At 50.2% G+C, this 12,252-nt stretch carries 7 protein-coding genes; 5 read left to right on the top strand and 2 right to left on the bottom strand.

Annotated features, from left to right (window positions below; all coding sequences use genetic code 11):
- The first annotated feature begins 25 nt into the window (after positions 1–25).
- From P9H32_RS06455 to P9H32_RS06435, 5 genes are all read left to right on the top strand, one after another.
- On the top strand, positions 26–1,612 hold the full coding sequence (locus tag P9H32_RS06455) for a glycerol-3-phosphate dehydrogenase/oxidase (RefSeq protein WP_322608067.1): 1,587 nt from the start codon (positions 26–28) through the stop codon (positions 1,610–1,612).
- Positions 1,613–2,035: 423 nt separating this feature from the next.
- Positions 2,036–3,772, top strand: a complete 1,737-nt coding sequence (gene radD, locus P9H32_RS06450; protein ID WP_322608066.1) for a DNA repair helicase RadD — start codon at positions 2,036–2,038, stop codon at positions 3,770–3,772.
- A gap of 655 nt (positions 3,773–4,427) precedes the next feature.
- Positions 4,428–4,841 (top strand): hypothetical protein, encoded by a 414-nt coding sequence (locus P9H32_RS06445; protein ID WP_322608065.1) that lies wholly within the window; start codon positions 4,428–4,430, stop codon positions 4,839–4,841.
- A 105-nt stretch (positions 4,842–4,946) separates the two neighbouring features.
- A complete protein-coding gene (locus P9H32_RS06440) occupies positions 4,947–5,576 on the top strand; it encodes a hypothetical protein (RefSeq protein ID WP_322608064.1) in 630 nt (209 codons plus the stop codon).
- 91 nt (positions 5,577–5,667) lie between these two features.
- Positions 5,668–6,852 carry a PEP-CTERM sorting domain-containing protein gene (locus tag P9H32_RS06435; protein WP_322608063.1) on the top strand — a complete coding sequence of 395 codons (1,185 nt, stop codon included), beginning with the start codon at positions 5,668–5,670 and terminating at the stop codon, positions 6,850–6,852.
- Between the two features lie 1,178 nt (positions 6,853–8,030).
- Here P9H32_RS06435 and P9H32_RS06430 read toward each other — a convergent pair.
- Both P9H32_RS06430 and P9H32_RS06425 read right to left on the bottom strand, forming a co-directional pair.
- The gene (locus P9H32_RS06430) at positions 8,031–9,425 is read right to left on the bottom strand and encodes a sulfatase family protein (protein ID WP_322608062.1); all 1,395 of its coding nucleotides are present in this window, start codon (positions 9,423–9,425) and stop codon (positions 8,031–8,033) included.
- Between the two features lie 706 nt (positions 9,426–10,131).
- Positions 10,132–11,652 carry a hypothetical protein gene (locus P9H32_RS06425; protein ID WP_322608061.1) on the bottom strand — a complete coding sequence of 507 codons (1,521 nt, stop codon included), beginning with the start codon at positions 11,650–11,652 and terminating at the stop codon, positions 10,132–10,134.
- Positions 11,653–12,252: the final 600 nt, after the last annotated feature.

Below are 12,252 nucleotides of genomic sequence, written 5' to 3'. Positions count from 1 at the left end.
TTTCAACCCTTCCATCTCCAAAACCATGAACCCTCTCCGTACAACCTGTCTCGACCGCGCACGCAACGACACGCAGGACAGCCTCGTGATCGGCGGCGGCATCAACGGTGCCGTCTCCGCCGCTGCCCTCGCCGCGAAGGGCCTGAAAGTTACAGTCATCGACAAAGGCGACTTCGCCTCCTGCACCTCGCAGGAAAGTTCCAACCTCGCCTGGGGCGGTATCAAATATCTTGAAAATTATGAATTCAGCCTTGTTCAGAAACTCTGCTCCAGTCGCAACCACCTCATGGATTCCTATCCCGGCCAGGTCCGCGAAATCCGCTTTTTCACCAGCATGCAGAAAGGCTTCCGAAAACCGCGTTTTCTGATCTATTGCGGCACCCTGCTCTACTGGTTCATGGGCGGCTGCCGCACCAAAGCCCCACGCCTGCTCTCCGTCTCCGCCATTCGGAAAGAAGCCCCCATGGTCAACACCGAATCACTCGCCGGCGGCATTGAATACTCCGATGCCTATTTCGTGGAAAACGACGCCCGCTTCACCTTCAGTTTTATCCGCCGCGTGCTGCGGAAAGGCGGAAATGCCATCAACTATGCAGAGCTGATTTCCGGACAGTGGAAAAACGGCCTCTGGGAATGCAAAGTGCGCGACCGCGTTTCCGGCGACACGTTCCGCATTAAAAGCCGGACCCTGATCAATGCGGCCGGCCCCTACGTCGACCGCATCAATACAATGCTGAACATAATCAGCGATTTCCGCCACATCTTTTCAAAAGGCGTTCACATCATCGTTCCCCGCATCGCCCGGACCCGGCATGTCCTCACCTTCTTCGCCTCCGACGGCCGGCTCTTTTTCATGATTCCCATGGGCAACCGCACCTGCATCGGTACCACCGATACCCGAACCGATACCGAGAACGCTGATTCCACCGACGACGATGTTCAATTTCTGCTCGATAATGCCAACCGCCTGCTGCAGCTCAAACAGCCGCTCACTCAGGAAAACGTCATCGCCAGACGCTGCGGTGTCCGACCGCTTGTGGTGCATAAAGAGGATGCTGTAACCGAGGGCGAATGGACGTCTCTCTCCCGCAAACATGAAATTGATGTCCAGCCGGATAAAAATATGTTCAGCATCTACGGCGGAAAACTGACCGACTGCATCAACATCGGCAACGAAGCCGCCGAACTCATCACCTCCTTCGGACTCACCGGATTCCAATCCCTGGAAAAATGGTACGGCGAGCCCTCCGCCGAAAAACATCGTAAATTTGAAACCGACGGAAAAAAACTCGGGCTCACCGGCAATCAGCTCGACCGCATCTGGCGGCGCCATGGAAAAACCGGGTTCCAGGTATTGGAAAAAATTAAACGCGATCCGAAGATGCTCGAAAAACTGCTGGCCGGCATCACCCGGGCCGAACTGCATCTCATGGCCGAACAGGAAATGGTGGTTCACCTTGAAGACTTCCTGCGCCGCCGTACCCACCTTGCTCTTACCGAGCACCGCGCCGCACTCCGCTGCCACCCCGCCCTCGCCGAAACCGCAAACATCCTCTTCGGCGACCGGGCCGAGGAGGAAATCGAGCACTATTTCAGCTCAACCGCCGGGTGAGCTTTATTCCATATCGAACCCAAAGCTGCCGATCGAGGATGCGGTACTGGTTTGTATCGCAGGCCGCCGGCCTGCCCTGTAAAGAGGAAAACTTACACTTAACTTAGCGCCATTCAGAACTGACACCACTTGCTAAAACCTCCCGGTATATTTTTACCATCCGCTCCGCTGGAGGACTCGGAGAACACAGAATCCCTCCTCCGTGTTCCTCTGGGTCCCCCGCCGTGAAAAAGCCTTATCCACCGAGCGGCGGGTTCGGCGAACCCGCCCTACCCCATGAACCGCGTCTTTCCCTTCCGCGTATTTCGTGTATTCAGTGGTTCAAAAATTTCCCATCCGGATTTCGCCCTTTTTAGGCCCAACAAGACTCGCGTGCGAATTGAGTAGCCATGTGCGGCGCGCTTCAAATAGCTTGTGCGCGCTATGTATAAACTCAGACCATACCAACAGGAATCCGTTGATCGCACCCTCGCTTACTTCAGAAAGCGACGAAGCCCTGCGGTGATCGTTTTGCCCACGGGGGCCGGCAAAAGTCTGGTGATTGCGGAATTGGCTAAAATAGCCAAAGGCCGCGTCTTGGTGCTCGCGCATGTCAAAGAGCTGGTAGAGCAAAACCATTTAAAATATGAAAGCTATGGCCTGCAGGCCGGGATCTATTCGGCGGGATTGAATCAGAAGGATAGCACGCAGAAGGTTATCTTCGGCAGCATTCAGTCGGTCGCGAAGGCCGATGATGCCTTTTTCAGTAATTTCACGTTACTCGTGATCGACGAATGTCACCGCGTCGGCCTGGAACCGGACAGTCAATACGGAAAAGTCATCCAACAGCTCAAACGGAACAATAAGCACATTTGTATCCTGGGCCTGACGGCGACCCCGTATCGCTTAGGACTCGGCTGGATCTATAATTACGCGCTGCGCGGGGAGGTTAAGACGCAGCAGCGTCGCTTCTTTAAGCACTGCATCTTCGATCTGCCCCTGAAGTATATGATCCGGAATAAATACCTGACGCCCCCTGTAAAGGTCGATATTCCGGTCACATCGTACGACTTCTCCGAGCTGACCGAAAACGGCCAATCGTACACGATGGCTCAACTGGAGAACGTGCTGAACCGGCAACGGCGGCTCACGCCCCTGATCATCAAAAACATCATTGATATTACGGAGAGCGACCAGCGGCAGGGGGTGATGATTTTCAGCTCCACCGTAAAACATGCGAAGGAGATCATGGAACATCTTCCGGAGGGGCAGGCCCGGCTGGTCCTGGGCACCACCGAGCTGAGCGAGCGCGATCAGATCGTTCATGATTTTAAGCAGAAAGCGTTTACCTATTTAGTGAACGTATCCGTGTTAACGACCGGGTTCGACGCAGCGCATGTCGATGTGATCGCGATCCTGCGCCCAACGGATTCGATTAGCCTGTATCAGCAGATCATCGGCCGCGGTTTGCGTTTGGAACCCGATAAAAAGGATTGTCTGGTGTTGGATTACACCGGGATGGGACATAGCATTTTCAGCCCGGAGATTGGCGATAAAAAGCCGGCATCCGAATCGGTCCCGGTCAAAGTGCCCTGCCCCGAATGCGGCTTTGTGAATGACTTCTGGGGGATCGTCGACGATGACGGAACGCTGCTGGAACACTTCGGCCGGAAGTGCCGCGGGGGGAAGACCCATCCACAGACCTTCGAGTTTACGCCGTGCGGCTATCTTTTCCGTTTTAAGATCTGCCCCCAATGTTCCGCTCAAAATGACATCACCGCTCGTGATTGCTGCCGCTGCGGCAGTGTGCTGATCGATCCGGACGACAAACTCAAACAGGCCAAACTTTCGAAAGGCGCCCATGTGCTCGCTCCGGATTCATTTGAGATGCTTGAGCGCGTTGATAAAAACGGGAATCCTTACCTTCAGGTAAAGTATTACGATTACGACGCAAATGCCCTCACTGAAATGCACTACCTCAACAATCCAACGAGCCTTAAGAAATTTTCGATCAACTTTTTGAGATCGCACCTGAGAAGGCCAGAATTAAAGCTCAATATCAGCTCGGTGAGCGATGTCCTGCAAATCCAATCCCAACTCCGTATGCCTTCTTTTGTGATCGCTCGTAAGCAGGGAAAATTTTGGAAGATTACGGAGAAAATATTCAGCGAGGAACTGTGATCCGACTGACCCTCTTTCTAAGCGGATCACTTTGCCAACGGTAGGGATGGGGGCGCGGGGGAAGGGACTGCAGAACGATATTTCACCACCCGCTGCGCTGGAGAGCGCGGAGGAACAGGAGGTTTTTCCAATCCCTGGAAAACAAGACGACGGAAGTTCCAAACATCGGAAAAATTCAGACCTGAAAAATGCCGATTCTAATTTCTCAGGCATTTTTTTGATGGATTTTTATACCAGCGGACCGCCCCCTTTTTACTAGATTACGGGACTTACCCTTTCGACGGCACGTAGCAGGCGAGCCGCCTGCGATACAACTTGTGCCGCCGCCATTCCGGCGGCTTCGGAGCATCGTAAGATGCGGGCGATACAGCAGTCGTACCGCAGGCGGCTCGCCTGCTCCATGAATGGGTGGCAGTTATGCTTAAGGAAGTGCCATTCAGGACTGACACCTGCTCTCTCTTAGTGCCATTCAGGACCGACACCTTTACCTTTTCCACCGTCGCGCAAGCCATTCGACGCATAATCTCCTAATCAGTCATTCTTATATACAAAAGAAAAGATTGCATAGACGCGCGGGCCGACAGTGGGATATAAAGGGTAGAGATACGCACTAAAACTAACGAGTCGATATAATACACTGTTCGACTAATTAAATATGACTCTCAAATATAAAATATTAACAGCACTTCTTGTGGTATCGGTGGTAGCCAATATTTTTCAATGGTTGATTATGAAGGATGTCTTTGTTGTTAACTCCAAAATTGAGTTCAGTTATCCAATTCCACAATTCACTGAAGCACAAGAATCATTGATAAAACACGCTTCTCCCCAAATTGCTAAATATATCCCAACGAACTACTACATTTATGAAATTGAAGAAACAGATGAGCAGATCATTTTTCATTTCAGCACACTTTCCAGATTGCGAGATTATCACCTCTCAACAACTGGATATTCAGGTGGTCGATTCTCTCAAACCTTTGATGGCACATTCACAATGATTTTCGATAAAGAGATGTCGTTACAGAAATTGGAAGATTCATTTGGGAATGAAATACCCATAGAATAAAAAATGGTCGAACCAGCTCATGGATCCTACTTGGACAACGCCCGTTGATTCGATCAAAGTTTATGTGCACGGCAGGTCAACCTTAACGTTGGAATAGATAAAAAGATGAAACAGAAACTACACCAGATTTTTCTTATGCTGCCTCTTTGGGCATTTTCGTCAGACAATCTGTCAATAAATCAATCAGTAGAGCTTTCTTGGGGAGCCAACACTGGATATGTCTACCAAGTTCAGTATTGCACAAATTTAACAGAAGATCTTTGGTTTAATCTTGGAGATCCGATTATTTGCGACACAACAAATATCTCAGCGTTTAATAGCACAAAAAACTCATCCAAACGTTATTACCGAGTTACTGCCTTAGGAAGCAACAGTGATAATTCAAGTATGTTTGGGGTTTACGAATTTGGTGATTTTCCAAACCCAGGAACAGAAAGATGGTCATTTTTTTCTGACGGAAGATTTATCAATCAAATTGTTTCCGATGTGAATATCGTATCGTTTGGTGAGTTTGCATATTCGGATCATTCATTATTTTTACAAATAGACTTCTCAACCGACGATGAACAAACGGACACAATGAAACTCATCAGCCCAGTTTCAATATCGGATGGCAACTTGTCGTTCGGAGACAAAGAATTAAATTACAATTCTGCTGTAATGCAGGAAATGGCTTCATCTTCTTTTTGGAGTGACAATTTCGGTTTTGGAGATCAAGAAACAACACCTGAATAAAAGTTAATTTCAACCACAGGTGGAGCCTACGGTGAAAACGCCCGTTGAGTCAGGCAATCGCGGCTCACCCATAACGTTCGCTGAAAAAAATATGATCATGAAAACTCATCTCACAATTCTAATCTCATTAAACCTCGTTGCTATGACGCACGTTTGTAAATCAGAAATAAGCTTTACAGGATTGGGCGATCTAGATGGAGGCATATTTCAAAGCCGTGCTTATGGAGTCTCTGGTGATGGATCTACTGTAATTGGAACCAGCAGTTCAGCAGGGGGAAATGAGGCGTTTATTTGGACCCGCACTGGAGGAATGATTGGCCTCGGTGATTTGTCTGGCGGAAGCTTTAATAGCTCTGCCTACGGGATATCTTCAGATGGTACTGCTGTTGTTGGATATGGAGTAAATGATTTCGGTGCCGAAGCATTTCGTTGGAGTGAACCGACAGGCATGCAGGGTCTAGGCGATGTGACCGGGGGCGAATATGGAAGCACTGCCAAGGGAATTTCTGACAACCTTCAAACTGTTGCCGGACATGGCCGGTCTGGTAATGGAATAGAAGCATTCAGATGGACAGAAACTGAAGGAATGTTGACTCTTGGTGATTTAGATGGAGGAGGCTTCGAGAGCCATGCTGAAGGGGTATCCGGCGACGGTCTGACGCTGGTTGGCTATGGTACCGCAGAACATGGTCATGAGGCATTTAGATGGACGGAATCCGAGGGCATGGTAAGTCTGGGGAGTTTAGGGGGTAATGGAATTAGTCGTGCTTATGCAGTTTCTGATGATGGTTCAGTCATTGTGGGCATGAGTGCCTCAGACAGAGGATGGCAACCTTTTCGCTGGACTGAATCTGGCGGGATGGAGGCTTTAGGGTATGTGGCTGGCGGCTCTTTTATCTCTCATGCCTATGGAGTCTCTGGTGATGGGGCTACTGTGGTTGGACAATGCTTAACACCCGATGGTTATGTTCCTTTTGTGTGGAATGAAGAAAATGGTATGCAATCTCTTATTGCAATTCTCGAAGAGAACGAGATCGATATGAGTGGATGGACTGATTTGGGAGCCCACGGGGTCTCTGATGACGGAAAAACTATTATTGGTTATGGTACACATAATGGGAATGCAGAAGCTTTTGTGGCTGTGATTCCCGAACCATCCTCAACCGTCCTTATTATCCTAGGGGGCACAATGCTTTTGCGAAGCAAGAAATTATTAAGCTCCCGCAGGAATGGGAAATATAGAGGATACAAGCGAACCACCATTAAGCCCCTTTGAGTAAAGACAAAAAATCCCCCAATCCAATCTTTGCATTTTTCCAACTTTCGTTATAGATCGAACTAAACCAACCCAGTCTGAACGCAGGTCGTTTTATAATTCAGGCACGAGTGGAAAGGATTCCCTCAAACAACCGTGCGGGCTCAGGCGGCCAGGGCTCCCCGACGAACGGGGCGGCGGGTTCGGCGAACCAGCCCTACCCCATGAACGCCCGTCTTTCCCTTCCGTGTATTTCGTGTATTCCGTGGTTTACAAAGGAACAGATCTCAGTCCTGTTATTTCGTTATCAAACCCAAAGCTGACGATCGAGGATGCGGTATTGAATGGCTTCGGAAATGTGGTGCAACCGGATGATTTCGGCGGTGACGAGCCCAGGTATGACTGCAGAAACACTGAAATAATAGGACCGACACCTGCTGACTGACCCTCTTTCTAAGCGGATCACTTTGCCAACGGTAGGGATGGGGGCGCGGGGGAAGGGACTGCAGAACGATATTTCACCACCCGCTGCGCTGGAGAGCGCGGAGGAACAGGAGGCTTTTCCAATCCCTGGAAAACAAGACGACGGCAGTTCCAAGCATCGGAAAAATTCAGACCTGAAAAATGCTGATGCTAATTGCTCAGGCATTTTTTTGATGGATTATTATAATATCGGACCGCCCCCTTTTTACTAGATTACGGGACTTACCCTTTCGACGGCACGTAGCAGGCGAGCCGCCTGCGATACAACTTGTGCCGCCGCCATTCCGGCGGTTTCGGAGCTCGTAAGATGCGGGCGATACAGCAGTCGTACCGCAGGCGGCTCGCCTGCTCCATGAATGGGTGGCAGTTATGCTTAAGGAAGTGCCATTCAGGACTGACACCTGCTCTCCGAGTGTCACAAATTCCTGAATTCACGGACCATCCCTTTTGAAAGACTCGCTTCGCGTGCCGACCGCACACACGTTTTCCGCTTACCTTTCAGCGATACTTAAATCCGAGGACCGACCCTTTCGCGAGGACCAACCCTTTCGAGTGGCTCCGAGTCGGCACGCTTCCACTCGAAATCCGGATTTCAGAACCTTGAAGTACAAGGCGATTGCGGGGCCAAACCCGCACCCAAACAATTCCATTCGGATGAAAAAAGATAAATCCCAAAATTCAACACTCCGCTAACCGCGTCATCTCCTACCATCAGATCAATGGCCGCGCCCCTTACGGCGCTTCTTTTTCACAATCGGTTGACTCACATCGTCACCCAACTGCTTCATCTGTGCCAACAACTGCTCATGCATGCGCTTCACCAGCCCCGCATTTTCGGGATTATCAGCTAAATTCGTCAGCTCAAAAGGATCTGCCTGCACATCAAACAGCATAAATTCTTCATAGGTTAAACAGCGTTCCACCTGCGCCTTCGCCTGTTCATTTACCGCTGCCTGCGCTTCCCATTCGCGCCAGGCTTTTGCATACCATTTCTGATTATTCTTCGGCGTCACCACTGCGGAGGACGCATACGGAATTGACGGATCCATCGTCCAAATCAATTTGTACCGTTGATCAACCACCCCGCGCTGATAGTGCTGCGCTTTCCCATAGCTGAGATAGGCTTGTTTCCGATGCGTCTTCGTCTTTCCTTCCAACACCTTCAACAAACTTTTCCCATCCAAATGGTCCAGCGGCGCACCCCCGGCCACATCAATAAAGGTCGGTACAATATCGCAATATTGAGCAATGGCATCCGTACAAGACCCCGCTTCAATATGCCCCGGCCAACGCGCAATACACACCGCCCGATTACCCCAATCATGAATCGACCACTTTCCACGCGCCATCGCGTTTCCTTGTTCACTTAAAAACAGCATGAGCGTATCGCCTGCAAGCCCTTCTTCTTCCAACAGCGCCATCGTTGCGCCCACTTGCCGATCCAATTCCGTAATTTCCGCCATCTGCTTCGACAACATCGTCCGCGTGGCGGGCGTATCCACAAAATGAGGCGGCAACACAATCTCTTCCGGCGGATACCGCGAAGGATCCCCATCCACTAACACCGCATGCGGATGAATGGAGGCAATGACGAGGCAAAAGTTTTGCCCCTTGCGCTGCGCATCCTTCACAAAGGAGGTAACCCCCTCCATATTCCAATTTGGATCCGGCTTCACGCAATCAACCTCAAACCCCTCAATACGCTCAAAGTCATCAATACGGTCAAAATGATGTTTTCCCGTCAACCCCACTCGATAGCCCAGCGCCTTTAAATACTGAACCATGTGTTCCGTTCCTGGCTTTAACGGACAGCCATTGGCATAAACCCCACTATGAGGCGGCAAAAGCCCCGTATAGAGTTCCGTCCGCACCGGCGTACACGTAGCCACCGCACAGAAAAAGTTCGAAAACCGCATGCCCTGAGAAGCCAACGTATCAATATGCGGTGTATGCGCCGCATAAGGCGTCTCCGTGCATCCAAACGCCGTCCAACTGACATCATCCCCCATAACAATGACCATATTCGGGCGATCCGTTTTCGCTGGCACCCCCAACACACAGGTCCATCCCAGCACCACACACAACCAATACCCCGCCCAACGCATTTTCATCTAACATCCTCCAACACCTGTACACAAAACCTTCATCTAAAAGATGCCACCTAACCTAACGCATGAATAAAAATCTATAAAAGGGCTTCATGGCCCCACGCGCTTGTAGGTTTGGCCCCACAAAATTTGAGATTTTCCCCTTTCGAGAATTGAGGCCATTTCTCGTTGGAAAAAGGGGAAAGCAAAAAGCTCCTCAGTTGAATAAGCTGAGTGGCACCAGGGAACCGCCGAACCTGCCGCACGTGCACAGGAGATTAGCCACAAAAGGACGCAAAGTTATTTTTTAGACAGGATTACAGGATGAACGGGATATCAATTGGGTAGGGCTCGCTGTCCCAGCGCGCCGCACGGTGGATGGTTTTTTTTCACCACAGAGGACATGGAGTTCCAACCTTCCTGTCACGCCATAGCTTTGCGAAGGCGGATGGAAATTTCCAATCATTGGAAAAATGTAGGCCACGTCCCTGATGGGGCGGACGGTGGAACGGCCAAACCACCTAGGGAAAAAGAGGCACAAATGTTCCAACCCTTGGAATCATTTACAGGGCGCTCAAACCCAGAATATTATAATATCGGACCGACCCCTTCGACTCACGCTGGTACTCTGACCCCTGGAATTTCGAAGTCGAACAGCATAAAAAAACATGAAAGTCATCATTACGCTGTCTCAATCCGTCCCCGGTTCCTACGCGCGGATGGCACATCATTATTCCAATAGCTTCACCCCGGCCAAAAATCGATCTGAATCGATTTCAAACCCGGCGGCTTTATACCAAGGCGTCAAATCGATGTCGGTTAAAGCGCTATAAATGACACAACGCGCCAATTCCCCTTCGATACCCGCCTCCGCCAGCGTTTTGCCATACCGCTTCGTCCAGTGTGAATGCTTCAGAAAAGTTTCCGCTCCAAACATGTGATGGAGAAACACGCGAAGCCCACCCCCCTTCGCAGAAAGGTTTCCTGTCATAAATTCATATATGGAGGCCGTCTCACTGGCCTTTTTCACAACCGTATAATAAGCGCCATGATCAGCCGCCTCAAAATAGCGCCGCCGCTGCTCATTTTGCCCCAGACTCATATAATTGTGCCCATACCCATAGGTATGCAGGATTTCATGCACCACGGCCAAAGCCTCCGCAACGTTATGCTCATTCACCACTTTCAAAAAAGAACTCATCCAATAGGCCGTTCCGCCGTGATACGAACCATAGGCCAAAACCTCAAATGAAGGATGAATCCGTAGTTTACCGCGATTCTTTTTGCTAATTTCATCTCCGGTCAACCGAAAGGGTTCATAGAAGGGTTGCGTATAATTCGCATAATTCAACAGCGCTGCCGCTCGTTTGGGAAAACGATCCGGGGCCCAGAGATCAAACAAACCGGATTGATAGAGCACGTCGCCATACGGCTTAATCAAACCGCAATCCACCAATGGGACCGGGCTTTCCAAGCGATAACGCAGCCTTTCTGCCATGGCGGAATCAACCTTTGCTTCTTGGCGATACTTGCCAGCCTTCAACGCGGTCGCCGCTGCAAACGGCTGCTTGCCATCCAAAATCGTCATGCTAGAAATCAGCGCCTGTTTACGCCTACCGTTCACCAGATCCTGTAACAAAAAACCATTCCGATTCCGCAAAAAGGCCTGTGCTGTAAAAAAATATTTGTTGTAAGGGCGCTTTTTTTGATCCGCCCGCTGATACACCTCAGGCCTCAGCGCCGCCGTCGCCTCAATCGCCAACGCTTCTCCCGCCGGCATCGGCTCCGGATAAAAATGATAACGGCCGACGCCCTCCACATCGTAGGCCAAAGCAATGTCATAATACCCCGCAGTCGCATAGAGTTCATTGCCCTGCTCCATTGGTATCCGATGCTCGATCGCCGAACAGGTACGCCCACGAAAAGCAACCGTCGCTTGTTGGGTTCCGGCCGGTAGCCCGGCCATTGAAACGCGAACCTCTGGACGCATCACAACGCTGGAATGCTGATCAAAATCGGCCTGCGCAACAACGAAACGCCCCAACTCTTCTTCAAAATAGTCTACTTGCAAATCAACATTCTGACTTACATAAATCTTACCTGACCGACGCTGCCTGCTCACAGACCACCAATGATACGGACAGGTTCCATCCCGCATTGACAACTGAGCGCCCTTCCGCTGGACAAATCCCCCTTCCGGCAAAATCACCTTCCACGACAAAACTCGCGCACTCTTCAGAACAACCTTCAATCCGGCATCCTTCACAACAATACGTTTACTGAGCAACAAAGGCTCGCGCACGTCTCCCTTCGAACCCGCCTGAATCAGCCACTCTCCCCCATACAGCTTCAGAGCAACCTCACCGCGGGCATTGGTTCGCAATCGTTCATTTCCCCCCGCAAACAGCAGATCATGCGTCGAAAATGCGGAAACCATCACTCCGGCTACGGGGCGATTTTTATGCAACACCCTGACCGCCACCTCCACCGGTTTCAGCCGCTCCTCCAGACCAAATTCCGGCGCGTTCAATGCTCCTTGCACGCTTACACCAAACCACAGCCCCAATAGAACCCCTGCGCGCACTAACGCCCTCCAATTTGATCGATTCATTCGTCCCGCCCTTTCTTTCCGCAAAATAATGATTAGTTAACTTAATCCATCTTTTTTTCAACGGGAAACCGACGCAACCTCAAGCAATTTCATTACACCTTTACGAGCATCTTTGCAGGAAACGTAGACTGCCGATTCTTATTATTTAAGGGGTATTATGGAAGTTTTAATAAAAGAGGTCAGTCCCGTAATATATAGTCATATCCTCAGATATTATCCAAAAGATCAGAACGCATTTTT

This window comes from Pontiella agarivorans (genome assembly GCF_034531395.1).
GTDB classification, from domain to species: Bacteria; Verrucomicrobiota; Kiritimatiellia; order Kiritimatiellales; family Pontiellaceae; genus Pontiella; species Pontiella agarivorans.
This window is presented reverse-complemented; position numbering and strand designations above follow the sequence as displayed.